General features: G+C 65.8%; 24 protein-coding genes. 2 read left to right on the top strand and 22 right to left on the bottom strand.

What is annotated here, in order from left to right; all coding sequences use genetic code 11:
• Positions 1-13: 13 nt before the first annotated feature.
• The 5 genes from WI560_RS10670 to WI560_RS10650 all read right to left on the bottom strand — a co-directional run bounded on the left by WI560_RS10670 (position 14) and on the right by WI560_RS10650 (position 5371).
• A complete protein-coding gene (locus WI560_RS10670) occupies positions 14-1018 on the bottom strand; it encodes an ABC transporter ATP-binding protein (protein ID WP_375307957.1) in 1005 nt (334 codons plus the stop codon).
• Positions 1015-2028 carry an ABC transporter ATP-binding protein gene (locus tag WI560_RS10665; RefSeq protein ID WP_375307956.1) on the bottom strand — a complete coding sequence of 338 codons (1014 nt, stop codon included), beginning with the start codon at positions 2026-2028 and terminating at the stop codon, positions 1015-1017. Before WI560_RS10665 ends, WI560_RS10670 begins: the two co-directional genes overlap by 4 nt.
• 2 nt (positions 2029-2030) lie before the next feature.
• The gene (locus tag WI560_RS10660; RefSeq protein WP_375307955.1) at positions 2031-2918 is read right to left on the bottom strand and encodes an ABC transporter permease; all 888 of its coding nucleotides are present in this window, start codon (positions 2916-2918) and stop codon (positions 2031-2033) included.
• Positions 2915-3865 (bottom strand): ABC transporter permease, encoded by a 951-nt coding sequence (locus tag WI560_RS10655; RefSeq protein WP_375307954.1) that lies wholly within the window; start codon positions 3863-3865, stop codon positions 2915-2917. The genes WI560_RS10660 and WI560_RS10655 overlap by 4 nt, the downstream gene beginning before the upstream one ends.
• A gap of 84 nt (positions 3866-3949) precedes the next feature.
• Complete coding sequence (locus WI560_RS10650) at positions 3950-5371, bottom strand: amidase (protein WP_375308813.1); 1422 nt, start codon at positions 5369-5371, stop codon at positions 3950-3952.
• A 135-nt stretch (positions 5372-5506) separates the two neighbouring features.
• On the opposite strand from WI560_RS10650, the gene WI560_RS10645 reads away from it, so the two are divergent.
• Complete coding sequence (locus tag WI560_RS10645) at positions 5507-6394, top strand: LysR family transcriptional regulator (protein ID WP_375307953.1); 888 nt, start codon at positions 5507-5509, stop codon at positions 6392-6394.
• 6 nt (positions 6395-6400) lie between these two features.
• On the opposite strand, the gene WI560_RS10640 is transcribed toward WI560_RS10645, so the two are convergent.
• From WI560_RS10640 to WI560_RS10570, 15 genes are all read right to left on the bottom strand, one after another.
• Positions 6401-7336, bottom strand: coding sequence for a carbohydrate kinase (locus WI560_RS10640; RefSeq protein ID WP_375307952.1), 936 nt, complete (start codon positions 7334-7336; stop codon positions 6401-6403).
• A gap of 5 nt (positions 7337-7341) precedes the next feature.
• Positions 7342-8988 (bottom strand): FGGY-family carbohydrate kinase, encoded by a 1647-nt coding sequence (locus WI560_RS10635; RefSeq protein ID WP_375307951.1) that lies wholly within the window; start codon positions 8986-8988, stop codon positions 7342-7344.
• Positions 8989-9027: 39 nt separating this feature from the next.
• Entirely contained in the window at positions 9028-9801 is a 774-nt protein-coding gene (locus WI560_RS10630; RefSeq protein ID WP_375307950.1) for an SDR family NAD(P)-dependent oxidoreductase, read from the bottom strand.
• A gap of 31 nt (positions 9802-9832) precedes the next feature.
• On the bottom strand, positions 9833-10840 hold the full coding sequence (locus WI560_RS10625; protein ID WP_375307949.1) for an ABC transporter ATP-binding protein: 1008 nt from the start codon (positions 10838-10840) through the stop codon (positions 9833-9835).
• A 15-nt stretch (positions 10841-10855) separates the two neighbouring features.
• A complete protein-coding gene (locus WI560_RS10620; RefSeq protein ID WP_375307948.1) occupies positions 10856-11686 on the bottom strand; it encodes a carbohydrate ABC transporter permease in 831 nt (276 codons plus the stop codon).
• Between the two features lie 3 nt (positions 11687-11689).
• Positions 11690-12562: a carbohydrate ABC transporter permease gene (locus WI560_RS10615; protein WP_375307947.1), complete on the bottom strand. Its 873-nt coding sequence runs from the start codon at positions 12560-12562 to the stop codon at positions 11690-11692.
• A 153-nt stretch (positions 12563-12715) separates the two neighbouring features.
• Positions 12716-14029 (bottom strand): ABC transporter substrate-binding protein, encoded by a 1314-nt coding sequence (locus tag WI560_RS10610; RefSeq protein ID WP_375307946.1) that lies wholly within the window; start codon positions 14027-14029, stop codon positions 12716-12718.
• A gap of 278 nt (positions 14030-14307) precedes the next feature.
• Positions 14308-15258, bottom strand: a complete 951-nt coding sequence (locus WI560_RS10605; RefSeq protein WP_375307945.1) for a sugar-binding transcriptional regulator — start codon at positions 15256-15258, stop codon at positions 14308-14310.
• Positions 15259-15265: 7 nt separating this feature from the next.
• Positions 15266-15928, bottom strand: coding sequence for an HAD family hydrolase (locus WI560_RS10600; RefSeq protein ID WP_375307944.1), 663 nt, complete (start codon positions 15926-15928; stop codon positions 15266-15268).
• 70 nt (positions 15929-15998) lie between these two features.
• The gene (locus tag WI560_RS10595) at positions 15999-17918 is read right to left on the bottom strand and encodes a nitric oxide reductase activation protein NorD (RefSeq protein WP_375308812.1); all 1920 of its coding nucleotides are present in this window, start codon (positions 17916-17918) and stop codon (positions 15999-16001) included.
• Positions 17919-17928: 10 nt separating this feature from the next.
• Positions 17929-18741, bottom strand: a complete 813-nt coding sequence (locus tag WI560_RS10590; RefSeq protein ID WP_257177629.1) for a CbbQ/NirQ/NorQ/GpvN family protein — start codon at positions 18739-18741, stop codon at positions 17929-17931.
• Positions 18742-18803: 62 nt separating this feature from the next.
• Positions 18804-20150, bottom strand: coding sequence for a cbb3-type cytochrome c oxidase subunit I (locus WI560_RS10585; protein WP_375307943.1), 1347 nt, complete (start codon positions 20148-20150; stop codon positions 18804-18806).
• A 34-nt stretch (positions 20151-20184) separates the two neighbouring features.
• Positions 20185-20637, bottom strand: a complete 453-nt coding sequence (locus tag WI560_RS10580) for a cytochrome c (RefSeq protein ID WP_028135519.1) — start codon at positions 20635-20637, stop codon at positions 20185-20187.
• Positions 20638-20749: 112 nt separating this feature from the next.
• Positions 20750-21010 (bottom strand): cytochrome C oxidase subunit IV family protein, encoded by a 261-nt coding sequence (locus WI560_RS10575; RefSeq protein WP_028135518.1) that lies wholly within the window; start codon positions 21008-21010, stop codon positions 20750-20752.
• On the bottom strand, positions 21010-21588 hold the full coding sequence (locus tag WI560_RS10570) for a cytochrome c oxidase subunit 3 family protein (protein WP_375307942.1): 579 nt from the start codon (positions 21586-21588) through the stop codon (positions 21010-21012). The genes WI560_RS10575 and WI560_RS10570 overlap by 1 nt, the downstream gene beginning before the upstream one ends.
• A 132-nt stretch (positions 21589-21720) precedes the next feature.
• Here WI560_RS10570 and WI560_RS10565 point away from each other — a divergent pair, with 132 nt between their 5' ends.
• Positions 21721-21930, top strand: coding sequence for a hypothetical protein (locus WI560_RS10565; protein WP_257198121.1), 210 nt, complete (start codon positions 21721-21723; stop codon positions 21928-21930).
• A 116-nt stretch (positions 21931-22046) separates the two neighbouring features.
• On the opposite strand, the gene mmsB is transcribed toward WI560_RS10565, so the two are convergent.
• Positions 22047-23237, bottom strand: coding sequence for a multiple monosaccharide ABC transporter permease (gene mmsB / locus WI560_RS10560; RefSeq protein ID WP_257177625.1), 1191 nt, complete (start codon positions 23235-23237; stop codon positions 22047-22049).
• On the bottom strand, positions 23234-24811 hold the full coding sequence (gene mmsA / locus WI560_RS10555) for a multiple monosaccharide ABC transporter ATP-binding protein (RefSeq protein WP_375307941.1): 1578 nt from the start codon (positions 24809-24811) through the stop codon (positions 23234-23236). The genes mmsB and mmsA overlap by 4 nt, the downstream gene beginning before the upstream one ends.
• Positions 24812-24959 lie beyond the last annotated feature (148 nt).

Genomic DNA, 24959 nt, shown 5'->3' with positions numbered 1-24959 from the left:
CCGGCTCCGGACACTAACCTTCCATCGCGACCTGCGGCAACGCCATCACGGCCTCCGCCCTGTGGCAGGCTGCAAGGTGTCCCTCGCCGACCTTGCGTAACGCAGGCAGGGCCTCGCGGCAATGCTGCTCGGCGAGCGGGCAACGCGGGGCATAGGGACATCCGGCCGTCGCCGACGATTGCGAGGCGATGGCCTGGCCGCCGCGCCGCCGCCGACCTCCGCCGGCGCGCGCCCGCGGCACCGCCTCCAGCAGCGCCCGCGTATAGGGATGGGCACAATGCTCGAAAAGGTCTTCGGGCCGCCCCTGCTCGACGATGCGGCCGAGATACATCACCGCGACCTCGTCGCAGAGATAGTCGACGACGGCGAGGTCGTGGCTGATCAGAATATAGCTGAGGCCGAACTGCTCCTGGAGATCCTGCATCAGGTTCAGCACCTGGGCCTGCACGGAGACGTCGAGCGCGGAGACCGGCTCGTCGGCGACGATCAGCTTGGGCTGGGTGATCAGCGCGCGCGCGATGGCGATGCGCTGGCGCTGGCCGCCGGAGAACTCGTGCGGATATTTCTCCATGTCGGCATCGCGCAAGCCGACCTGGCGCAGTACCGCGGCGACGCGGTCGCGGAATGTGGAGCGGTCGGCTCCCTCCAGCACGGTCAGCGGCTCGGCCACGATGCGCGCGATGGTCTGGCGCGGATCGAGCGAGCCGTAGGGATCCTGGAACACCATCTGGAAATCGCGGCGGGCACGGCGCAATTCATCGGCGGGGATGCGGTTGAGATCGCGGCCGAGCAGCGCGACCTGTCCCGACGTCGGCCGCTCCAGCGCCATCACCAGTCGCGCGAAGGTCGACTTGCCCGAGCCGGATTCGCCGACGACGCCGAGGCTCTTGCCCGCGGCCACCTGCACGCTGACACCATTGAGCGCACGCACCTGCCCCGGCGCCCGGAACAGGCTTTCCCGCGGCAGCGCATAGCGCTGTTCGAGATCCTTCACGTCGAGAAGCGGCGCGGCGGTCATGCGGTCAGCGCTCCGACACGTTCTGCCATCGACACGTCGGTCCTGATGCAGCGCACGCCATGCCGCGGTCCGACCTCCACCATCGGCGGCAGCGCGGCGCGACACGCATCGATCACCAGCGGACAGCGGTCGGAGAAGGTGCATCCCACCGGCAGATCGGCCAGCTCCGGCACCGTGCCCGAGATCGTCTGCAGCCGCGTCCCCTTGCGCGCGCCGAGCTTCGGCCGGGCGCGGAACAGGCCCTGCGTATAGGGATGGCCCATGCGGCGGAAGACCTCGTCGGTCGGTCCGCTCTCGACGACAGCGCCGCCATACATCACCATCATGCGCTGCACGTTCTCGGCGATGACGCCGAGATCGTGCGAGATCAGGATCATCGACATGCCGCGCTCCTCGACGAGATCGGCAATGAGGTCGAGGATCTGGCCCTGGATGGTGACGTCGAGCGCGGTGGTCGGCTCGTCCGCGATCAAGAGGTCCGGCTCGCAGGCGAGCGCCATCGCGATGGTGATGCGCTGGCGCTGGCCGCCGGAAAACTGGTGCGGATAGGCATCGACGCGCCTGCCAGCATCGGGCAGTCCGACGCGGTCGAGCAAGGCGATCGTCTCCCTGCGCGCCTGCGCCGCCGAGTATGCCTTGTGCCGCCGCAGCGGCTCGGCGACCTGATCGCCGATCGTGTGCATCGGGTTGAGCGCGGTCATCGGCTCCTGAAAGATCATGCTGATACGGTTGCCACGCAGGCGGCAATAATCCGCATCCGGCAATCCTACGAGCTCGTGGCCGTCGAGCTTGATGCTGCCAGAGACCACGGCGCTATCTGGCAGCAGCCCCATCAGCGACATCGCGGTGACCGACTTGCCGCAACCGGACTCGCCGACGAGCCCGAGCGTCTCGCCGCGCTTCAGCGAGAAGCTGAGGCCGCGTACGGCCTGCGCCGGCCCGCGACTGGTGTTGAGGCGGACGCCGAGATTCTTAGCTTCGATCAGCGGCATGTCGGAGCGCTCGGCCATGGTCATCGCTCGCGCGCCAATCTTGGATCAAGCAGGTCGCGCAATCCGTCGCCGAGCAGATTGAGGCCCAGCACCGCGATCGCGATCGCCGCGCCCGGATAGACCGCGAGCATCGGCGATTGGAACAGCAGTGTCTGCGCATCGTTCAACATCCGTCCCCAGGACGGCTGCGGCGGCTGCGTGCCGAGGCCGAGATAGGACAGCGCCGCTTCGGCGAGAATGGCGAGCGCGAACTGGATCGTGACCTGCACGATCAGGATCGACAGGATGTTGGGCAGCACGTGCTCGATGGTGATGCGGAAGCGCCCCTTGCCCGCGGCGCGCGCGGCCAGCACGAATTCGCGGGCCCAGATCGCGTTGGCCGAGCCCCGCGTCAGCCGCGTCAGCGTCGGGATCTGGAAGATGCCGATCGCGACGATCGAGGTGACCATGCCCGGCCCCGCCACCGCGGCGAGCATGATCGCGGACAGCACGGCCGGAAAGGCGAAGGTGAAGTCGGAGAAGCGCATGATGATCTCTTCGGTCCAGCCGCGCCGCGCCGAGGCGATCAGGCCGAGCGTGACGCCGAAGGTGAGACCGATGCCGACCGCGATGATTCCGACCATGATGGTGGAGCGGGCGCCGGCGAGCAGCAGCGAGACGATGTCGCGGCCGAAGGAATCGGTGCCGAGCCAATGCGTCGCCGACGGCGGCCGCAGCTTCGAGGCGATGTCGATCTCGTAAGGCGACCACGGCGTCCACACCAGCGACAGGAGTGCCGAGGCGAGCACCAAAAGGCTCAACGCGCCGCCGAGGACGAAGCTGCGGTGGCGCAGCGCGCGGCGCCAGAAGGTCCGGGCCGGCAGCGGCCGCGTGGCCAGCGGCGCGTCGATGGTCATGGGCGCGCTCACAGGTCGTGGACCTTGATGCGGGGATCGATCAAGGCGTAGAGCACGTCGACCACGAAATTGACGATGACGACCATGGTCGCGAGCAGCATCACGCAATTGCGCACCACGATCAGGTCGCGGTTGGCGATCGACTGGAAGATCAGGCGGCCGAGCCCCGGCAGGTAGAACACGTTCTCGATCACGATGGTGCCGGCCAGCAGATTGGCGAATTGCAGCCCCATCACCGTCATCACGGGGATCATGGCGTTGCGCAGCACGTGGCTCCACAGCACCTCGCGCTTGCCGAGCCCTTTGGCGCGCGCGGTGCGGACGAAATCCTCGCGCAGCACTTCGAGCACGGCGGAGCGCGTGACGCGCGCCAGGATCGCGGCCTGCACCACCGCGAGCGAGATCGCCGGCAGCAGCAGCGATTTGAAGCCGAGCCAGATGCCGTCCTCCCAGCCGGCGAAGCCGCCCGCCGAGAGCCATTGCAGCCGCACGGAGAACAACAGCACCAGCAGGATCGCAAACCAGAAATTGGGCAGCGCGATTCCGATTTGCGTCAGCGACATCACGCCGACGTCGCCGAGCTTGTTGTGGTTGGCGGCGGTATAGATGCCGGCCGAGAGCGCCAGCGTCACCGTGATCGCCATGGCCATGATCGCGAGCGGCACGGTCAGCAGCAGCCGCTCCCCGATCAGACTGGCGACCGGCGTGCCGTAGACATAGGAATTGCCGAGATCTCCGGAGAGAAGTCCCTTGATCCATTGCAAATAGCGAACCGCCAGGGGCTGGTCGAGCCCGAGCTTGATGGTGAGCGCGCGCACCGCGTCCGGCGAGGCATCGGCGCCCATCAGCATCTGCGCGGCATTGCCGGGAAGCGCATCGAGCACGAGGAAGATGATCAGCGAGGCGCCGACCAGCGTCGCCAGCAAGGTCACCAGACGTCGGAGGACAAATACGCTCATGCGCGCTCGGCTTCAGGGCTCAGTTGCGGCACGATCAACATGTCCGGACGACAGAGGCAAGCCTTTTGCTGCGGGGGCATGTCGTCATTCCGGCCAGCGGGACAGAAGCCCTGCGGAGGCCTCGAACAAGGCGCAGACGCGCAGCAGCTCCGCATCCGCGCGGAAGCGGCCGACCAGCTGCAACCCGATCGGCAAGCCGTCACGGCCGAAGCCGGAGGGCAGGCTGATGGCGGGATGGCCGGTCATGTTGAACGGCATGGTCCAGGGGAACCAGTGCGGGCGAACGCTGTCGAAATGCCGACCGTCGATCTCGATGGTGCCAAACAAGTCCTGGCCGATCGGCAACGCCGTCCGCGTCAGGGTCGGCATCGCCAGCAGGTGCCCGCGCGCAAGCAACGATTGCACCCGGCGGAACAGTGCGGTGCGCGCGAACATCGCCTCCTGGTAGTCGACGCCGCTGACCTCGGTGGCGAGTGCGAGCTGCTTGAGGAAAGCCTCGCTCAACACGTCCTTGTGCTCCGCGGCGAGCTTGGCAAAGCGCGTGCGCCAGACCGTGTGATTGATGGCGCGCCAGATCGGCTCGATATCGAAACCGTCGCCCGAGAATTCCTCGAGCTCGGCCCCCAGCCCTGCCAGCCGGTCGAGGCTCGCCTTGAAATTGGCGGCGACCTCCGCGGACACCGGACGGCCCGGCGGCGTCAGGCAGTACAGGATCCTGAGGCCGCGTAGATCGCCGTGCGCGGCGGCGGTGCCGATGAAGTCCGGCACGGGCACGCCGATCGACCAGGGATCGCAGGCGTCCTCCCCCGCCATCGCCTGCATCATCAGCGCGGTGTCGGCGAGGGTGCGCGTCGTGGGTGTGACATAGGTCTGGTTGCCGAACACATCCAGCGCCTGGCTGTGCGGGATGATGCCGTTGCTTTGCTTCAGGCCGACCACGCCGTTGCAGGCGGCGGGAATCCGCGTCGAGCCGCCGCCATCGGTCGCAATCGCAAGCGGCGCGATGCCGCTGGCGACCGCAACCGCCGCGCCGCCGCTGGAGCCGCCGGAGGAGCGGCACGCGTCCCATGCGTTGCGGGTCCGACCGAACAGCGGAGAATCCGTCAGGCACTTGCTGCCGAATTCCGGCGTGGTGGTCTTGCCGATCAGGATGGCGCCTTCGCTGCGCAGCCGCGCCACCGCGACGGCGTCCTCGGTCGGCACGTTGTCCTTGTAGGGAACGGCGCCGAAGGTGGTCCTGACGCCTTTGGTGTTGACGATGTCCTTGACGGTGACCGGGATGCCGTGCAGCAGGCCGAGCGGCTCACCGGCCATCAGCTTGCGCTCGGCCGCGCGCGCCTGCGCCATCGCCTCGTCGCCACAGAGCGTGATGAAACAGTTCAACTCGGGTTGGAGCGCCTCGGCGCGCGCAAGCACGGCACGGACGATCTCGACCGGCGAAATCCGCTTTGCGGCAATGAGGCCGCGCAGCTCGGTTGCGGACAAGAGACAAGGATCGCCGTTGATCGCCACATCACGCTCCGAAGCGGGCCGCAATTGGCCCCAGGACACCGACAAGACATTGACAGCGAGAATGACAGTTTTGTTAACTCGCCGTCCAATACGATTTTGATCGCCAACCCATACGTTTTCGGTATGCCAATGGATCTTCGCCGGCTCCGCTATTTCGTCGCCGTCGCCGAGGCGCGCAGCATCGGCAAGGCCGCCGACCGGCTGCGGATGGCGCAGCCTCCGCTCTCGGTGCAGATCCGCAAGCTCGAGGCCGAGATCGGCGCGCCGCTGTTCCGCCGCGGCACCCGTGGCATGGACTTGACCGAGGCCGGCCAGGCGCTGCTGGCCCGCGCGAGCGAGGCGCTGGCGCTGGCCGTCGACGGCGCCGAAGCCGCGCGCGCGGTCGCCGCCGGCAAGCGCGGGCGGCTCTCGGTCGGCTACATGTTCGTGCTGGCGAATGCGATGCTGCCATCTTTGATTCCGGAGCTGCGGCGATCCATTCCGGGCATCGATCTCGAATTCGCCGAACTCAGCGCATCGACGCGCGAGGCCCGGCTGCTCGATCGCAGCGTCACGGTCGCGCTGTGCATGCCGGCCATCAACCATCCCGAGATCCAGGTGGCGCGGATCGGCGTGCAGCCTCTCATGCTGGCAATGCCGATCCGCTCGCCGCTCGCACGGCTCAGTGCGGTGCCGATGGAGCGGTTGCACGGCCGCCCGCTGATCGCGCTGCCGCCGCCGGAGCAGGATCCGGCCTCCTCCGCAGTCGCGGCCCTGCTGCGCCGGCATCAGATCGTGATGCCGATCGCGAGCCGGGTCGAGACGGTGCATTCGGCGATGAGCCTGGTTCTCGCCGGGGAAGGCTTTGCGATCGTGCCGGGCTGCGCCAAGCTCGGCGCGCCACACGGCATCGTGTTCAGGCCGCTGCGCGATGCAGCCGACTCCCTCGATATCGCCGTCTGCTGGCGGCGGGATTCCCAGAGCCCGCTGATCTCCAGATTTCTCAAATGCGCCGAGAAGGCCGTCACACGGATGTGAGACGCTCTACCAACTCCAAGTGATCTCCTTGCTCCAGGGCGGATCGGCGCCTGGGCGGGTGCAAGTCAGGCCGGCGCAATTGGCGGCAAAGGACAGCGCGCGGCGGAGCTCGTCGGCACTGATGTCCTGCAATGCTTCCCGGGCAATGCGTCCCTGCTTGTGCAGGGCAAACAGAAGCGCCGCCTGAAAGCTGTCGCCCGCGCCGATCGTGTCGGCAACGTCGACCTTGGGTGCTTCGACCTCGATCTGGCCTGCCCCCGCGTGCCAGGCGATCGCGCCATGATTGCCGCGGGTGATGACGACGAGGCTGGTGCCTTGCCCGAGCAGCACGCGCGCGCGCTGCGGATACGGCTCCTCGCCGAAGAGATAGTCGAAGTCGACGTCCGACATCTTGATGAGATCGGCTTGGTTCGCGAACTCCGCCATGCGCGCGAGATAGGCCGGCTTGTCCTTGACCAGATTGGGCCGGCAATTCGGATCGAAGGAGATCGTCGAAGTCGCCCGCGCGTCCGCGATCAGGGCCTTGGTCTCGGCCGCGCCTCTGTCGTTGACCAGGGTGGTCGAGCCAATGTGGACGGCCTCGATCGTGTCGAAGCGAATGGACCCGCGCCGGTAGGTCCAGTTCCGCGTCGCGGTCTCGGCATCGTAGAAGGCGTAGTGCGACTCGCCGGCGACGATACGGACGAAGGCGAGCGTGGTCTGATGATCGCTGCGGGTCGCGAGGTCGAGATCGACGTGAGAGGCCGCGGCATGATCTGCGATCATCCGCCCGAACAGATCGGTCGAGATGCCGCCGACGAAGCCGGTCGGCGCGCCCAGCCGCGCCATGCCGATCGCGACATTGAGGCAGGAGCCGCCGACGGCCGGCATCACCGCCTCGCGTCCCTCGGCGGTTCGCGTCGGCACGAAATCGATCAGCGCATCGCCGCAGGCAATCAGCATGTCCTTCAACCTCTCGCGATGCCGCTCATCGCCGCGCGGCTGCCGCGATCGACCTCGCGCAGCAACTTGTAGACCTCGCGCTTGCGAGTGTGAAACGCCGCCATGTCGGGCGCTGTCGGCTCGCTCTTCCGTCCCAGCGCCGACATCCTGGCCATGGTCTCGCCGATCGACGCATACGCCCCGCCGGCAACCGCCCCCAGCATCGCGGCACCGAGCAGCACCGGCTCCTTCGTCTGCGGCAGCGCGACGGTGAGCCCCGTCGTGTCGGCCATGATCTGCCGCACCAGCGGGCTGCGGCTGGCGCCGCCGCCCATGATCATCATGCTGGCGCGCACACCATGCGCGGCAAAGGCCTCGATCACCTCGGCGAGCCCATAGGCCAGCCCGCACAGGCCGGCGACGAACAGCCGCTCCATCGAGGCGATGTCGGTGTCGAGATCGAGGCCCGCGATCAAAGCGCGCGTATCCGGATCGGCGTGGGGCGAGCGGTTGCCGATGAACTCGGGAAGGACATGGATGTCGCGGGCGAGCAGCGCGGCGCGGCTGGCGTCGCCGGCACGCGCGATGATCCGGCGCTCGAGGAAGTCGATGAGATCGAGCCCCTCGCCGCGCGCCGCCGCGCTGGCCTCGGCATGGCCCGGATGCGACTTGAGGAGATGGTCGATCGCCGCGCCCGCGGCAGACTGACCGCCCTCGTTGAGCCAGAAGTCCGGGACCATGCCGGAGTAATAGGGTCCCCACACCCCCGGCACGAAGCACGGCTCCTTGGTCGTCGCCATGATGCAGGCCGACGTCCCCATGATGTAGGCGAGCCGGTCGCAGACATCGCTGTCCCCGCCCGAGCCGTCGCGGCCGCCGATTGCGCCGATGCCGCCGGCATGGGCATCAATCAACGAGGCGCCGACCGGTGTGCCCGGCGACAGGCCGAGCTCGACCGCGGCCGTGCGGGTGAGACCAGTGCCGAGCCGCGTACCGGGGGCGACGATCTCGGTGCCGATGCGGGCGTATCTCTCGTTCACGAAGTCCGACAGGCCGATGCGCTTGAAGAATTGCGCACTCCAGCCGCCGCCGTCATGGGCCAGATAATTCCACTTGCAGGTGACGGTGCAGGTCGAGCGCTGCAGCGAGCCGGTCGCGCGCCAGGTCAGATAATCCGCCAGATCGAAGAAGTGGCCGGCTGCGTCGAAGCTGCCACGAAGGTGCCGCTTCAACCATAGCAGCTTCGGCATCTCCATCTCCGGCGAGATCGAGCCGCCGACATAGCGAAGCACGGCATCTTCGGTTTCGTTGATCAGCCGTGCCTCGGCAATGGCACGATGATCCATCCAGACGATGACATTGCGCTGCGCCTCGCCGGACGCGCTGACGGTGAGCGGCTCGCCTTGTCTGTCGAGGACAACCAGCGAACATGTGGCGTCAAAGCCGATGCCCCCGATGCTGTCGGGCGCAATGCTCGCTTGCGCCATCGCCGCTCGCACCGACGTCGTGCAGGCCTCCCAGATGTCCTGAGACGACTGCTCAACGATGTCGCCGGCCTCGTGCCAGATTCGGATCGGATGCCGCGCGGTCGCAAGCAGGTTTCCGGCCTCGTCAAACACCCCTGCCCGCGTGCTGGTTGTCCCTACGTCGACGCCGATATACGCTCGCGGCATTGTCGCTCCCGGTCGCTTTCCGTCGTTTTGACGGTGAGCCTACCAGCAAGTGTAGCCGCCATCCACCAGCACGATGCTGCCGGTCATCAGGCTCGCGGCTTCCGAGGAGAGGAACAGCACGACGGAGGCGATCTCCTCGACCTGTCCCATCCGCGCCATTGGAGTTCCACCGATCCAGGCGTCGTACATCCTGGCATTGCTCTTCACGAAGGCATTGAGCGGCGTCTCGATATAGGTCGGCGCCACTGCATTGACGCGGATGCCGCGCGCGCCCCATTCGGCGGCCAGCGATTTGGTCAGGTGATGCACGGCAGCCTTCGAGGCGTTGTAGAAGCACTGCTCTTGCGGCTTGTTGACGATGAAGCCGGACATCGAGCCGACGTTGACGATCGAGCCGCTTTTCGCCTTCAGCATGTGCTTGCCGAATTCGCGGCAGCACCAGAACGTGCCGTTGAGATTGACGTCGATGACATTGAGCCAGTGCTCGTCGGTGACGGTTTCGGCCGGCGTTTCGCTGCGGGCGATGCCGGCATTGTTGACGAGAATGTCGACCTTGCCGTGGCGGGCGACGAGGTCGTTCGCGACCTCTGCCACGCGCTTGGTATCGGTCACGTCCATGATTGCGGTCTCGATGTCGAAGCCCTTTGCCTTCAGGCTGGCCTTGGCGCTGTCGGCGACCTTGCCGTCGCGGTCGCCGATGATCACCCTGGCGCCGGCTTCAGCCAGCGCTTCCGCGCAGCCAAGGCCGATGCCCTGCCCGCCGCCGGTGATGAACGCGGTCTTGCCGTTCAGCTTGAATTTTTCCAGGTACATGGCGGTGTTTCCGTTGTCTTGACGTTTCTTGTCAGCCTTGAAGCGCGTTGCCGGCCTCGTCGAAGCGGTGGATGCGCGCAGGGTCCGGCAACAGCGAGACGCGGTCGCCGGCGTGCAGGCTCAATTCCCCGACATAGCGCGCCGTCAGCATGCCAAGCGCACCGGCATCGACATAAAGAAAGGTGTCGCTGCCGAGATGCTCGGCGACCGCGATCGTGCCCAGCCAGCCGCCGACGCCGTCGCGATCGATCTTGAGGTGCTCCGGCCGCACGCCGATCGTGGTCGCGCCCTGCTGCGCAGCGAGCTCGCCGGTGACGAAATTCATCCTGGGCGAGCCGATGAAGCCGGCGACGAAGAGATTGGCCGGCCGCTCGTAGAGCTCCAGCGGCGAGCCATATTGCTCGATCTTGCCGCCGTTGAGCACGACGATCTTGTCGGCCATGGTCATGGCCTCGACCTGGTCGTGGGTGACATAGATCGCGGTGGTTCCGAGCTGCTTCTGCAGCCTGGTCACCTCGATGCGCATCTGCACGCGCAGCGCGGCATCGAGGTTGGAGAGCGGCTCGTCGAACAGGAAGGCCTTGGGCTCGCGCACGATGGCGCGGCCGATCGCGACGCGCTGGCGCTGCCCCCCGGAGAGCTCGCGCGGCTTGCGGTCGAGATAGGGCGTGAGGTTCAGCGTGGCGGCGGCGGCCTCGACCTTGCGGTTGATCTCGTCCTTCGGCAGCCCCGCCATCTTCAGGCCGAAGCCGATATTGCCGCGCACGCTCATATGCGGATAGAGCGCGTAGGACTGAAACACCATCGACAGTCCGCGCTTGGCGGGCGGCGTGTCGACGACGTTCTTGCCGTCGATCAGGATCCTGCCGCCGGAGACGTCTTCGAGCCCGGCAATCAGCCGCAGCAAGGTGGTCTTGCCGCAGCCGGACGGACCGACGAAGACCACGAAGGAGCCATCGGCGATGTCGAGGTCGGCGCCCTTGATGATGTGCACGGGGCCGAACGATTTCTGCACGCCTTGAAGTGTGATCTGACCCATGATCCGGCAGCCCCTCTACTTCACCGCGCCGAAGGTGAGCCCGCGCACGAGCTGCTTCTGGCTGAACCAACCGAGGACGAGAATGGGCGCGATCGCCATCGTCGAGGCCGCCGACAGCTTTGCCCAGAACAGCCCTTCCGGGCTCGAATAGGAGGCGATGAACGTGGTCAGGGGCGCCGCGTTCGAGGTCGACAAATTGAGCGTCCAGAACGCCTCGTTCCAGGCCAGGATCAGGTTCAGCAGCATCGTGGACGCCAGCCCCGGGATCGCCATCGGCGTCAGCACGTAGACCAGCTCGCGGCCGATGGTGGCGCCGTCCATGCGTGCGGCTTCGAGAATGTCGCGCGGGATCTCCTTGAAGTAGGTGAACAGCATCCAGATGACGATCGGCAGGTTGCCGAGGCACAGGATGAAGACGAGGCCGATGCGAGAATCCAGCAGACCGAACGACTTGTAGATCAGGTAGATCGGCACCAAGACGCCGACCGGCGGCATCATCTTGGTCGAGAGCATCCAGAGCAGGATGTCCTTGGTGCGCTTGGTCGGCGAGAACGCCATCGACCAGGCCGCGGGAATGGCGATCAAGAGAGCGATGAGCGTCGAGCCGCCGGCGATGACGATCGAGTTCATCGCGTGGTGGAAATAGTCGCTGCGCTCCTGCACGGTGGCATAGTTCTCCGTGGTCCAGTGGAAGAGCAGGAAGGACGGCGGTATGGCAAAGGCCTCGAGCTCGGTCTTGAAGCTCGTCAGCATCATCCACAGGATCGGGAAGAAGATCAGGAAGCCGAAGAACCAGGCTCCGATCGTCGAGACCACCACCCGTCGCGTCGTCGCCATCCGCGCCATGCTTCAAGCCTCCAGATTGCGGCCGACGATGCGGACGAGGAAGAAGGCGACGACGTTGGCGATCACCACGGCGACGAGGCCGCCCGCCGAGGCGGTGCCGACGTCGAACTGGATCAGCGCCTGCGAATAGATCAGGAAGGCGATGTTGGTGGTTTGCAGGCCCGGCCCTCCCCCTGTCGTGACGAAGATCTCGGCGAACACCGTCAGCAGGAAGATGGTCTCGATCAGGATCACCACCGTGATGGGACGCGCCAGATGCGGCAGCGTGATGTAGATGAAGGTCGATACCGCGCGGGCGCCGTCCATTTCGGCCGCCTCCTTCTGCTCTTCGTCGAGCGATTGCAGCGCGGTGAGCAGGATCAGCGTCGCGAACGGCAGCCATTGCCAGGTCACGATCAGGATCACCGCAAACAGCGGCACGTCGTTGAACCAGTCGATCGGCGTCAGGCCGAACAACGAGGCGAGCCAGGCGAACAGGCCGGACACCGGATGCATCAACAGGTTCTTCCAGACCAGCGCGCTGACCGTCGGCATCACGAAGAATGGCGCGATCACCATCAGCCGCACGACATTGCGCCCGATCACCGGCTGGTCCATCAACAGCGCGAGCGGAATGCCGAGCAGGATCGTCAGCGCGAGCACGGAGCCGACCAGCACCAGCGTGTTCCGAAGCGAGGCCAGGAAGGCGGGATCGGTGAGGAAGTAGCGGAAGTTCTCCAGGCCCACGAACGACTCGGAGCCGGGATCGAGCAGGCTGTAATGCAGGGTCGAGAAGTAGATCGTCAGCGCCAGCGGAACGATCATCCAGATGAAGAGCAGCCCGACCGCAGGCGTCAGGAGCGAGCGCGCAAGGAGCTGCGTCTGCCGGGTTGCCATGCCTGACTTCTCCTTTAGAGCATTTTCGAGCGAAGTGGAGACCGGTTCGCGGGAAGATAACGCGTCAGAATGAAACCTCGGGAAGAAGGCGGCCATCCATCCGGGGATCGGCGGGATGGCCGCAAGTCTGAGCTCAGGAGGTCGAGCTCGGGTTCACTTGATGTAACCGGCGCGCTTCATCTCGCGCTCGGTCGCCGATTGCGCCGCAGTCAACGCGGCATCGACCGTCATCGAGCCCGCAAGCGCGGCGGAGAATTGCTGGCCGACCTGGGTGCCAATGCCCTGGAATTCGGGAATCGCGGCGTATTGCACCCCGACATAAGGCACCGGCTTCACCGTCGGCTTGTTCGGATCGGCCGCGTCGATCGAGGCCAGCGTCAGCTTGGCGAACGGGGCGACCTTCAGATAGTCGGGGTTCTGGTAGAGCGAGGTGCGCGTGCCCGGCGGCACATTGGCCCAGCCGTCCTTCGAGGCGACGAGCTTGGTGTAATCCTTGCTGGTCGCCCAGGCGATGAACTTCTCGGCAGCCTCCGTCTTCTTGGAGCCGGCGGGGATCGCGAGATTCCAGGCCCACAGCCAGTTGGCGTTCTTGCCGAGGCCGGTGTTGGGCGCCAGCGCGAAACCGACCTTGTCGGCGACCTTGGAGTCCTTCGGGTTGGTGACGAAGGATGCCGCGACCGTGGCGTCGATCCACATCGCGCACTTGCCGGCGTTGAACAGCGCCAGATTCTCGTTGAAGCCGTTGGAGCTCGCGCCGGGCGGGCCGGCGTCCTTCATGAGATTGACGTAGGTCGTCAGCGTCGTCTTCCATTCCGGCGTGTTGAACTGCGGCTGCCACTTCTCGTCGAACCAGCGCGCACCGTAGGAATTGGCCATCGCCGAGAGGAACGCCATGTTCTCGCCCCAGCCGGCCTTGCCGCGGAGGCAGATGCCGTAGGTGCCTGCACCCTTGTCGGTGAGCTTCCTGGCGGCATCGACCACGAAATCCCAGGTCGGCTTTTCCGGCATCTTCAGGCCGGCCTTCTCGAACAGATCGGTGCGATACATCACCATCGAGCTCTCGCCATAGAATGGCGCGGCGTAGAGCTTGCCGTCGACCGAGACCGCGTCCTTGATCTTGGGCAGGAGGTCGGCGACGTCGTAATCGCCGCCGAGATTGGCGAGCGGCACCAGCCAGCCCTTCTTGGCCCAGATCGGCACCTCGTAGGTGCCGATGGTGAGCACGTCGAATTGACCGCCCTTGGTGGCTATGTCGGTGGTGACGCGCTGGCGCAGCACGTTCTCCTCCAGCGTCACCCATTTCACGGTGATGTCGGGATTCTTCTTGGTGAACTCGCTCGTCAGCCCCTGCATGCGGATCATGTCACCGTTGTTGACGGTGGCGATCGTCAGGGTCGTCTCGGCCATCGCGGGAATGGCCAGCAAAAGTGCAGATGCGCCGCAGACGGCGCCCAGGATGAGCTTCACGGTGACCTCCCCTCAATCGCGTTTGAGCATATGCCCACGCGTTGGGTGTATGTTCAGCTCATAGGAGGAGCCTTGTCAAGCAGGCGCGCCGGCGTTTTGCGCAACTTATGAGTGCTGCAGTGCAGGAGGGCCGGCCCAAACCTCGGTGTCATGCCCCGCGAAGGCCGGGCATCCAGTACTCCGTGTCGTAAGTGGGTTTGCCCTAAGAGAGGCCGCGGCGTACTGGATCGTCCGCCTCCGCGGACGATGACAGCGGCGCGAGAAGCTAGCCCGCCGGCCTATCGCTCCAGAATAGCACGTGCCGTCGTCTCGTCGGTGATCAGGCCGTTGATCAGCCCCCCGTTCAGGGCGGCCGCGATGGCTGCGACCTTGGCCGCGCCCACCGCGGCGCCGATCGTTGTGGTCTTCGCCGGCACTTCCGGCGGGATGCTGGTGAGGCGCTTGTTGGTGCCGGCCTTGAGCAGACGTCCCTTGGAATCATAGGCCCAGCCGGTGATCTCGCCGATGGCGCCGAGCCGCATCATTTCGAACAATTCGTCGCGGGTGACGAAGCCGTCGACGTGAACCTGCGCCTTCTGGTCCATCTGGCCGATGCCGACGAGGCGCAAATCCGCCTTGGCCGCGACAGCCTTCACCTTGGCGATCGGCTCGATGCGGACCATCTTGTTGCGCTCGTCCTCCGACGACATCAGGAACGGCAGCGGCATCGGATAGTGCCGCGCCCCGGTGCGGTCGGCGAGCCGGCCGACGGTGTCGTAGAAGCTCGCCGAACCGTCGGCGGAGATGTTGCCGACCAACGAGACGATCTGGTGATTGGGCCGGTCGATCGGCGTAACGCGCTCGACCGCGGCGCGAACGGCACGGCCGGTGCCGAGCGCCACGATCACGGGCGTCTCCGACCGCAGCGTCGCATCAAGCAGATTGGCGCAGCGCTCCGCGATGCCTGCGGTGGCCTGGGGAGCAGCCGGATCGGCCGGTACCACCTCACAATAGACGAGGTCGAACCGCTGCTTCAGACGCGCAGCAAGCTCCATGCAGGCGGCGATGGGGTGTTCGAGCCGGAAGGTGATGAGGCGTTCGGCGAGGCACAGCGACACCAGCCGCTGCGCCGAGGCGCGCGAGACCTGCAGCATCTTTGCGATCTCGTCCTGGGTGTGACCGGCGATGAAGTAAAGCCAGCCGGCCCGCGCGGCATCGTCTAATCGCGACTTGTCGTTGTCGGCGGCCATGCGGGCCTCACGCCTCCCAGAAATCGCTCATGCGCGCGAAGACCCGGTCGGCCCCCGCACCGGACAATATAGCCTGCCCGTCGCGGCCGCGGTAATGGCTGCCGCCGACAAATCCCCAGACCGTCATGCCGGCCGCCTTGCCCGCCGCAACGCCGCTGACGCTGTCCTCGATCACCAGCGTGCGTGCAGGCCGCGCCCCCATCTTCTCCGCCGCGAGCAGGAAGAGATCCGGCGCCGGCTTGCCATGCCTGACCATTTGCGCGGTGTAGATCCGCTCGCCGAAATGCGCCCGCAGGCCGGTGACATCGAGGGAGAGCGCGACGCGGTCGAGATCGCTGGACGAGGCGACGCAAAACGGCACGGACAAGTCGGACATCACGCCGGCAATGCCGGGGATCGGCTGAAGAGAAGCTGCAAAAGTCGACATCACTTGCGACTTCAGGCGCGGCAGAAAGCCCTCCGGCACGATCTGGCCGAGGCCACGATAATGCTGCTCGATCGCCCTGGTGCTGCGGCCGAGAAAGAGCTCGAGCGCCTGCTGCTGGCTGAGCGCGATATCGAATTCGGCCAGCACCTCGGACAGGCACCGGCAGCTCAATAGCTCGCTGTCGACGAGCACGCCGTCGCAATCAAAGATGATCAGTTCGGGTCTCGGCCGGTCCTGCTCCATCCGGCCATTCGATCATATGCCCACAATGTGAGCAATAGCTCACAGGAAAACGGGCGCCGGGGGGTTCCTGTCAATGCGCGACCTGCCGGTAGATCGCCGTTAGCGCCGCGGGCAGCCGCTTGATGTTGCCGACGATGGCGTAGCCGCCGCGGCCGAACAGGGTCGGGAAGTAGGATTGCGCGGTGGCGTCCACCGTGACACCGAAGGCGGCGATGCCTAGCCGGCGCGCCTCTTGCACCGACTTGCGGGTGTCCTCGACCGCGAAGCGACCCTCGTAGTGATCGACGTCGTTCGGCTTGCCGTCGGTGAGGACGATCAGCAGCTTCTTGCGTTGCGGCTGGCGCACGAGCTCGGCCGCGGCATGGCGCACCGCAGTGCCGATCCGCGTGTAATAGCCGGGCTTCAGCGCGCCGATACGACGCTCCACCGTCGCGCTCATCGCCTCGCCGAACGCCTTGACCGTTTCGAGCCGCACCCAGGAGCGCCGGCGCGAGGTGAAGGTCAGGATGCTGTGGTGGTCGCCGCAGGCCGAGAGACCGTGGGCGAGCACCAACAGCGCCTCTTTCTCGACGTCGAGCACGCGGTAGCCGTCGACCCAGGCGTCGGTGGACAGCGAGACGTCGACCAGCAGCGTGACGGCGAGATCGTGCCCTTGCGGACGCATTGCGACATGGATGCGATCGAGACCGCTGCCGCCACTGCCGGCACGCAGGTCGCATTGCGCCCGCACCAGCGCGTCGAGATCGAGGTCGTGTCCGTCGGCCTGTGCGCGCATCAATTCGTGGCGCGGCCGCAGCACCTCGAAGCGACGGCGCACCTGACGGATGTGCCGGCGCATGGCATCGTCAGGCGTCCAGCTCTCACCCTGCTCGGAGGCCGCGCCTGCGAGCACGCGGCAATGGTCAGGCAGATAGGAGTCGCTGCGATAGTTCCATTCGGGATAGGTGAGGTCCGCATTCAGCTTCGAGGCATCGAGGGCTTCCGGCGGCAGGTCGAGATCGAACTTGAACCGGCTCGCCGGCTTGCCGGTGCGGCGACTGAGCGTGATCTCCTCGAGATCGTCGGCCGCCTTCTGCGCATCCTCGTCCTCGCTGTCGTCGGCCGGACGGTCGACATTGACCATCTCGGCCATCGCCAGGATCTTCTCGAAGCGGTTGAGCACGAAAGGATCGCGCCGGTTGGCATTGTCCTCGCGCTCGCGGACGGCAAAGCGTTTGCGATCGTTCTCGGCCGCGGCTTCCGCGCCCGGTGCGCATTCGTCCTCGCCGGCATGTGCGGGCGAGAGCTCGCGCGTCCAGCAATCCCCCCAGAGCGGGCACGGCAGGATCGATCGATAGCCCGGCGGCGCCTTGTCCGGCAGCGGGCCGATGCCCATCATCGCCGGCCACAGCTTGCCTGCAGGCGCCTTGCCGGTTCCGAGCAGGGCCAGCACGATCTGCTCGACCTCCTGCTCGATCCGCGGGAGGGGACGGCGGGGCCGGGCTTCGGCGGTGGCTGCGGCGAGCTTCGCGTAGTCGGCGACGAGCCCTGGGAATTGCGTGAGCACCCAGACCGCCGTCTCGCTTGCCCGGCGCAACATCAGCAGATCCCGCCGCAGCGGATCGGCTTCCGTGATCGTGTCGATCGGCGCGGCGGCGAACCACGCCGCAAGCCAGCGATAGAGCGCCGCGTTCAACGCGCGGTCGGGAAAGATCGAGATGCGATCGGGAAGGAAGATGGTCGCCGCGTCGCGGCCCGGCTGCTCGAGCCGCTCGTCTCCGAGGCCGATGCGTTGCCGCCAGCCGAGGCGGTGCCCCGATCTTCGCGCGCCTGCGCTTGCAATCTGCACCCCGGTCTCGCCGCCGAGCGCGCGGAACATCACCGCGAGCCGCCCCCTCACCTCGTTCAGCGCGACGGCGTGTTCGTCGTGAACCGGATAGCTCGCGGTGCCGCCGACCATCCTGTGCCAGGCGCGGCCGACAGTCTCCTCCAGTTCGAGGAAGTCGAGCATCGGTGCGGCCTCACCCGATGACGGCGCGTGCGACATCCAGCAGCGCCGCCTTGACGTCGGGGTCATCGGTGAGCGGCTCGATCATGCCGGCCAGCACGGCATCGGCGACCGCCGTGCCCGCGGCGATCAGGGTGGCGCAATAGACCACGAGCCGGGTCGAGACGCCCTCCTCCAGATCGTGCCCCTTGAGCGCACGCAGCCGGCCAGCCAGCCCCACCAGCGGCCGCACCTGCTCCGGCGACAACCCGCTTTCGGCGGAGACAACGCCGATCTCCTGCTCCGGCGGCAGGAAATCGAATTCGATGGCGACGAAGCGCTGCCGCGTCGAGGGCTTCAGCGCCTTCAGCAGCGTCTGGTAGCCGGGATTGTAGGAGACGACGAGCATGAAGCTGCGCGGCGCCACCAGCTCCTCGCCGGTGCGTTCCAGCGGCAGGATGCGGCGATCGTCGGTCAGAGGATGCAGCACGACGGTGACGTCCTTGCGGGCCTCCACGACCTCGTCGAGATAGCAGATGCCGCCATCGCGCACGGCACGCGTCAGCGGACCGTCGGTCCACACGGTGTCGCCGCCCCTGAGCAGATGGCGGCCGGTGAGATCGGCGGCGGTCAGATCGTCATGACAGGCAACGGTGTGAAGCGGCAGCCCCAGCCGCGCTGCCATATGCGCGACGAAGCGTGTCTTGCCGCAGCCGGTCGGCCCCTTCAGAAGAACAGGGAGCTGATGGCGCCAGGCGTGTTCGAACAGCGCGCATTCGTTGCCGCTCGCGACATAGGCCGGCAGCTCGGGTCGAGGTGCTGCCACGGCGAGAAGTGCTGCGTTCATGATCTTCCTCCGGAATTCACAAAGAGAGGGCGGCCGCGACGAACCGCGGCCGCCTTTTGCGTTTACTCAGCCGGCTGCAGCGCGGCGGGAATGACCGCCTGCTTCTCGCGGCTCGGCACCAGTACGGCCCAGACGAACATCAGCGCGGAGATTGCCACGAACACACCGGAGCCGAGACGGACCCAGTAGAACATCGCGAGCTGGTCCTGCACGTCCATGTAGCCCTGGCCGAGCACGCGCTGGAGATGGACCTGGACCACGCCGGCGAAGGTCAGCGCGAAGGTCATCACCATCATGGCCGTGCACATGATCCAGAAGCTCGTCATGGACAGCCACTGGTTATAGGGCGCACGTCCCTTCAGCTGCGGGATCGCATAGGCCATCACCGACAGGTTCAGCATCACATAGGCGCCGAAGAAGGCGAGATGGCCATGTGCGGCAGTGACCTGCGTGCCGTGAGTGTAGTAGTTCACCGAGGACAGGGTGTGCAGGAAGCCCCACACGCCGGCGCCGAGGAACGCCATCACCGAGCAGCCGACCGACCACAGCAGCGCGGCGCGGTTCGGATGCTTGCGGCCGGCCTTCCAGGTCATCTGCACCGTGAAGATCACCATGGTGAAGAACGGCGCAACTTCGAGCGTGGAGAACAGCGAACCGATCCACTGCCAGTAGCCGGGTGCGCCGATCCAGTAGAAGTGGTGGCCGGTGCCGAGGATGCCCGAGAACAGGGCAAGACCGATGATGACGTAGAGCCACTTCTCGACGACCTCACGATCGATGCCGTTGAGCTTGATCATGAGATAGGCGAGCACGGAGGCCATGATCAGCTCCCAGACGCCTTCGACCCAGAGATGGACGACGTACCACCAGTACATCTTGTCGACGGCAAGGTTCACCGGATTGTAGAAGGCGAACAGGAAGAAGATCGCGACACCCCACAGGCCAAACAGCAGGATGTTGGTGATCGTGGTCTTGCGGCCCTTCAGCGCCGTCATCGTGACGTTGAACAGGAACATCAGGCAGACGACGACGATGCCGACCTTGAGGATGAAGGGCTGCTCGAGGAACTCGCGGCCCTCGTGATAGTGGAAGAGATAGCCGACCACGGCGACGCCGGCCGCGCCGAAGAACATCCAGAACTGGATCTTCGCCAGCAGCGGGCTGTAGAGCTCGGTCTCGGTCTCTTCCGGGAGCAGGAAGTAGGTCGCGCCCATGAAGCCGATCAGCGACCAGACGATCAGCGCGTTGGTGTGGATCATCCTGACGATGTTGAACGGCAGGAGGGCCGACAACGTGTTGGGCAGGACGTAGATGGTTCCGGCGAGAAGGCCGAACAGGACCTGGGCCAGGAACAGGGTCAGCGCGCCGTAGAAATACAGCATCGCGACTTTCTGGGTTTGATATTTCATCTCGGGTTCTCTCTGTCTTGAAAGAGGAAGGCGCTCAGCCGGCCTTGTTCGGCGGCCATTCCTGCCGCTTGATCTTGCTGGTCCATTCCAGGAAGTCGGCGAGATCGTCGAGCTCCTGGTTGGTGAGGTTGAACTGCGGCATCTGCCGCCGGCCGGGCGCACCGGAGGGCTGCGACTGCATCCACGCCTTCAGCGTCTCGCGCGCTGCGGCCGGGTCCTCGTTGCCGCCCCAGCGATCCCAGACATTGCCGACCTCAGGCGCGAAATAAGCGCCCTCGCCGAGCAGGGTGTGGCAGTTGATGCAGGAGTTCTTCTCCCAGACATGCTTGCCGCGGGCGACCGACGACGTCAGTGTGGTTGCGTCCGTGGACGTCGTGGCGATGTAGTAGTGGCTGTGTGCCGTCAGCCCTATGAAAATGGCGAAGAAAAAGGCCGAGCCGCCGTAGAACACATTTCGAGCGGCCGACTTGGTCAGGCGTTCAGCCATTGCCAATCCTTTCCGGTTTGAGTCTCAGAATTCGGTGATGCGATTTATTGCCGAAGGGCGCCGATCAATCTTTGTCGAAGCGCAACGAGCGCGAAGATGCGCGACATGGGGGTCAGATCAGAACGACGATGGCGGATGCGAGCCACGCGAACAGCACCACGATGAGGATCCAGGCACTGACGAGGCCGCGCCAGAGCGCCGGTGCCGCGCGAAGGTCGAGGAAGTCAAGCACGACACGGCGGCCCTTGAGGGCGGCGAAGGTCAGCAGCAAGGCATTGGCGAACAAGGGTCGCGACACCAGCGCCGGAACCAGAAGGGTCGCGAGCGCGAGGCCGATCAACACGATCCAGGCCAGGTCGAGACGATCGGGAATCACGGGTGCACCAGATAGATGATGGGAAACATGACGATCCAGAGCAGGTCGACCATGTGCCAGAACGCGGTTCCGGTCTCGACGCTTGCCGCCCGTGCACCCCGGGAAACCACGGCGAGAATCACGATGCCGAGGCCGACATGCAGCAGATGGAATCCGGTGAGGAGGAAGTACAGCGTGAAGAACGGGCTGGTCTCCAGGCCGTTTCCGGAGGCGACCTCGCCGGCATATTCGAGCAGCTTGACCGCGATGAAGAGCGCGCCGAGCGCCATGGCGCCGAACAGCCAGCCGCGCGCACGTCCCCTGTCGCCCGCGCGTGCTGCAGCCGTCGCCCGTGCGGCAGCCCAGCCGCTGGTCACGAGCACGATGGTGTTGAGTCCCGCCAGATGCGCATCAAGCGTGGCCTGACCGGCCGCGAAGACCGCCGGGTGAAGCGCACGAGCGACGGCGAAGGCACCCAGGAACAGGCCGAAGGCGGCGAGCTCGCTGAAGATGAGCACCCAGATCATGGGATCGCCGGGAAGATCTTCCAGGATTCCCCAGCCGCTGCCTTCTTGTTCGAGGTCCGTCGCCGACATCTGCCTTCCGCATCAAGCCGCCGGACAGATATCCCACATGCGCCGTTCCGACTTTGTCGCCGGACAAATAGTGCGACCGGCCAGAGGCGCGTTTGCGCTGCCGCAACGTTCCGCCCGCCCCACCATCATAGGGTGGATGCCATCGAGCGGTTCCGCGAAACGGCGAGCGAAGAGATGAGCGATGCACAGATCGGGCTGATGACGGCGACCCCCATCATCATCGTGTTCGCCCTCGCGCTCCGGCGAATGGGGGTGCTGTCGACCGTGGCAACGATATCGGCGGTGAGCCTGTCCGTCGCGATCGCGGCGGTGCTGTTCACGACGCAATCACCGCTGCCGTAGCGCCGTCGTTGTAGGGTGGGCAAAGCCGTAGCGTGCCCACCACTTTCTTCGATCGGAGAACGATGGTGGGCACGGCGCGTTGCGCCTTTGCCCACTCTACAAGACCTTCTCTGCGACTACCGTCGCTGGTTATACACGTCGATACACACCGCCCCGAGCAGCACCAGGCCCTTGATGACCTGCTGATAGTCGATGCCGATGCCGAGGATGGACATGCCGTTGTTCATCACGCCCATGATCATGGCGCCGACCACGGCGCCGCCGACCCGACCCACGCCGCCATAGGCCGAGGCGCCGCCGATGAAGCAGGCGGCGATGACGTCGAGCTCGAAGCCGAGGCCGGCCTTCGGGGTAGCGGTGTTGAGGCGCGCGGCGAAGACGAGGCCGGCCAACGCGGCGAGCACGCCCATGTTGACGAAGGTGAGAAAGGTCAGCCGCTCCGTCTTGATGCCCGACAGCTTCGCCGCCTTCGCATTGCCGCCGACTGCATAGACCTGCCGACCGATCACGGTGCGACGGGTGACGAAGCCGTAGAGCGCGATCAAGGCGGTCATGATCACCAGCACGTTCGGCAGGCCGCGATGCGAGGCGATCAGATAGGTGAAATAGAGCACGGCGCAGGCGAGCAGGACGCTCTTGCCCAGGAAGAACGCGTAAGGCTCGACCTCGATGCCATGCGCTTGCTCGCGCGACCGCCCCTTGGCGCTGGCATAGACGAGGCCGAGCGCGAGCACGGCGCCGATCAGCATGGAGGTCGGATGCAGCGTGCCGGCCTCGGGCAGCAGCTCCGGAATGAAGCCGGAGGACAGCTTCTGGAAGGTTGCCGGGAACGGGCCGAGTGACTGGCCCTGCAGCACCGCGAGCGCGAGCCCCTTGAACACCAGCATGCCCGCCAGCGTGACGATGAAGGACGGAATGCCGAAATAGGCCACCCAATAACCCTGCGCCGCACCGATCGCCGCCCCCAGCAGCAGGCAGGCGATGAAGGCGAGCGTGTAGTCGACCTTGTAGGTCACCATCAGCACGGCGGCGACCGCGCCGACGAAGCCGGCGACCGAGCCCACCGAGAGGTCGATATGGCCGGTGACGATCACCAGAAGCATGCCCAGCGCCATGATGACGATGTAGCTGTTCTGAAGCACGAGATTGGTCAGGTTGAGCGGCTGCAGCAGCGTGCCGCCGGTCATCACCTGGAAAAACAGCATGATCGCGATCAGCGACATCAGCATGCCGTAGTTGCGCAGATTGTTCTTGATGAAGCTGCCGTGCCGGCGCTCCTCGGGCAGCGATACCGTCTTGTCGGTCATGGCTGCATTCCTCCCATTTCCGCGGCCGCGGGCGCGGCGTTCCCAATGTTTCGTTCGTTGCGCATGATGGCGCGCATGATCTTCTCTTGCGTCGCGTCCGCGCCCTTGAACTCGCCAACGAAGGCGCCTTCATTCATGACACAGATGCGGTCGCAGATGCCGAGCAGTTCGGGCATCTCCGAGGAGATCACCACGACGCCGCGGCCGGCCTCCGCCAGCTCGTTGATGATACAGTAGATCTCGTACTTGGCACCGACGTCGATGCCCCGCGTCGGCTCGTCCAGGATCAGGACTTTCGGGTCGGTCATCAGCCATTTCGACAGCACCACTTTCTGCTGGTTGCCGCCGGAGAGCTGGCCGGTCTCCTGGTAGACGTCGGAGCAGCGGATGCGCATGCGGGTGCGGTAGTCGCTGGCGACCTTCAGCTCGGCGATGTCGTCGATCACCCGGCTCGGCGCGACCTGGTCGAGGCTGGCAAGCGTGATGTTCTTGCGAACGTCGTCGGCCAGGATCAGGCCGAGCTGCTTGCGGTCCTCGGTGACATAGGCAAGGCCGGCGTCGATCGCCGCCGCGACGCTCGGCAGCACGATCTCCCGCCCCTCCAGCCGGATCGTGCCGCTGATATTGGTTCCCCAGGAGCGGCCGAACAGGCTCATGGCAAACTCGGTACGTCCGGCGCCCATCAATCCGGCAATGCCGACGACCTCGCCGCGCCTGACGCCGAAATTGACGTTCTTGATCACCTGCCGCTCGGGATGGATCGGGTGATAGACCGACCAGTTCGCGACGTCGAGCACGGGCTCGCCGATCTTGGCGTTACGCTCCGGGAAGCGGTGGGCCATATCGCGATTGACCATGCTGCGGATGATGCGATCTTCCTGGATCGGCTCGGCATGGCAATCGATGCTGTCGACGGTACGGCCGTCGCGCAGCACGGTGATGTGGTCGGCAACCCTGGCGACCTCGTTGAGCTTGTGCGAGATCAGGATCGAGCCGATGCCCTGCTGGCGGAAGGCCATCAGGCGCTCGAGCAGCGCGGCGCTGTCGGCCTCGTTCAGGCTGGCGGTCGGCTCGTCCAGGATCAGCATCCGCACGCGCTTGGACAGCGCTTTGGCGATTTCGACCAATTGCTGCTTGCCGACGCCGAGATCGGTGATCAGCGTATCCGGGGATTCCTTCAGGCCGACCTGGGCCAGCAATTCCTGCGTGCGCCGGTACACCTCGTCGCGGTCGATCACGCCGAGCTTCGAGGGCGGATGCGACAGGAAGATGTTTTCCGCGATCGACATCAGCGGGATCAGCGCCAGCTCCTGGTGGATGATGATGATGCCGAGCGCCTCGGAATCGTTGATGTCGCGGAAGCGCCGCTCCTCGCCTTCGAAGACGATGGTGCCCTCGTAGCTGCCGTACGGGTAGACCCCGCTCAGCACCTTCATCAGCGTCGACTTGCCGGCGCCGTTCTCGCCGACGAGCGCGTGGATCTGCCCGGCGTGAACCGAGAAGTTGACGTCGCGCAGCGCCTGCACACCGGCGAAGCTCTTGCTGACGTTACGCATCTCCAGCATGGCGGTCATGGCATCATACTCCTGAACGTCTCCGCATCGTCATGGCCGGGCTTGTCCCGGCCATCCCCGTGCAGCCCCCTGCGACGAAGGGCGTGGATGCCCGGGACAAGCCCGGGCATGACGAGTGTGTGGACGTGCTTTTCGTCCCTCATCGAGA

Source organism: Bradyrhizobium sp. A11 (assembly GCF_042077125.1).
In the GTDB taxonomy this organism is placed as follows: Bacteria; Pseudomonadota; Alphaproteobacteria; order Rhizobiales; family Xanthobacteraceae; genus Bradyrhizobium; species Bradyrhizobium japonicum_B.
Note: the sequence above shows the minus strand (reverse complement) of the source record. Positions and strands in the feature narration are given on the sequence as shown.

What these genes read in the sequence shown, in the direction of transcription:
- WI560_RS10670 (WP_375307957.1), bottom strand. Translation starts at nt 1,018, where the DNA reads ATGACCGCCGCGCCGCTTCTCGACGTGAAGGATCTCGAACAGCGCTAT.
- WI560_RS10665 (WP_375307956.1), bottom strand. Translation starts at nt 2,028, where the DNA reads ATGGCCGAGCGCTCCGACATGCCGCTGATCGAAGCTAAGAATCTCGGC.
- WI560_RS10655 (WP_375307954.1), bottom strand. Translation starts at nt 3,865, where the DNA reads ATGAGCGTATTTGTCCTCCGACGTCTGGTGACCTTGCTGGCGACGCTG.
- WI560_RS10645 (WP_375307953.1), top strand. Translation starts at nt 5,507, where the DNA reads ATGGATCTTCGCCGGCTCCGCTATTTCGTCGCCGTCGCCGAGGCGCGC.
- WI560_RS10640 (WP_375307952.1), bottom strand. Translation starts at nt 7,336, where the DNA reads ATGCTGATTGCCTGCGGCGATGCGCTGATCGATTTCGTGCCGACGCGA.
- WI560_RS10635 (WP_375307951.1), bottom strand. Translation starts at nt 8,988, where the DNA reads ATGCCGCGAGCGTATATCGGCGTCGACGTAGGGACAACCAGCACGCGG.
- WI560_RS10630 (WP_375307950.1), bottom strand. Translation starts at nt 9,801, where the DNA reads ATGTACCTGGAAAAATTCAAGCTGAACGGCAAGACCGCGTTCATCACC.
- WI560_RS10625 (WP_375307949.1), bottom strand. Translation starts at nt 10,840, where the DNA reads ATGGGTCAGATCACACTTCAAGGCGTGCAGAAATCGTTCGGCCCCGTG.
- WI560_RS10620 (WP_375307948.1), bottom strand. Translation starts at nt 11,686, where the DNA reads ATGGCGCGGATGGCGACGACGCGACGGGTGGTGGTCTCGACGATCGGA.
- WI560_RS10615 (WP_375307947.1), bottom strand. Translation starts at nt 12,562, where the DNA reads ATGGCAACCCGGCAGACGCAGCTCCTTGCGCGCTCGCTCCTGACGCCT.
- WI560_RS10605 (WP_375307945.1), bottom strand. Translation starts at nt 15,258, where the DNA reads ATGGCCGCCGACAACGACAAGTCGCGATTAGACGATGCCGCGCGGGCC.
- WI560_RS10600 (WP_375307944.1), bottom strand. Translation starts at nt 15,928, where the DNA reads ATGGAGCAGGACCGGCCGAGACCCGAACTGATCATCTTTGATTGCGAC.
- WI560_RS10595 (WP_375308812.1), bottom strand. Translation starts at nt 17,918, where the DNA reads ATGCTCGACTTCCTCGAACTGGAGGAGACTGTCGGCCGCGCCTGGCAC.
- WI560_RS10590 (WP_257177629.1), bottom strand. Translation starts at nt 18,741, where the DNA reads ATGAACGCAGCACTTCTCGCCGTGGCAGCACCTCGACCCGAGCTGCCG.
- WI560_RS10585 (WP_375307943.1), bottom strand. Translation starts at nt 20,150, where the DNA reads ATGAAATATCAAACCCAGAAAGTCGCGATGCTGTATTTCTACGGCGCG.
- WI560_RS10580 (WP_028135519.1), bottom strand. Translation starts at nt 20,637, where the DNA reads ATGGCTGAACGCCTGACCAAGTCGGCCGCTCGAAATGTGTTCTACGGC.
- WI560_RS10570 (WP_375307942.1), bottom strand. Translation starts at nt 21,588, where the DNA reads ATGTCGGCGACGGACCTCGAACAAGAAGGCAGCGGCTGGGGAATCCTG.
- mmsB (WP_257177625.1), bottom strand. Translation starts at nt 23,237, where the DNA reads ATGACCGACAAGACGGTATCGCTGCCCGAGGAGCGCCGGCACGGCAGC.
- mmsA (WP_375307941.1), bottom strand. Translation starts at nt 24,811, where the DNA reads ATGACCGCCATGCTGGAGATGCGTAACGTCAGCAAGAGCTTCGCCGGT.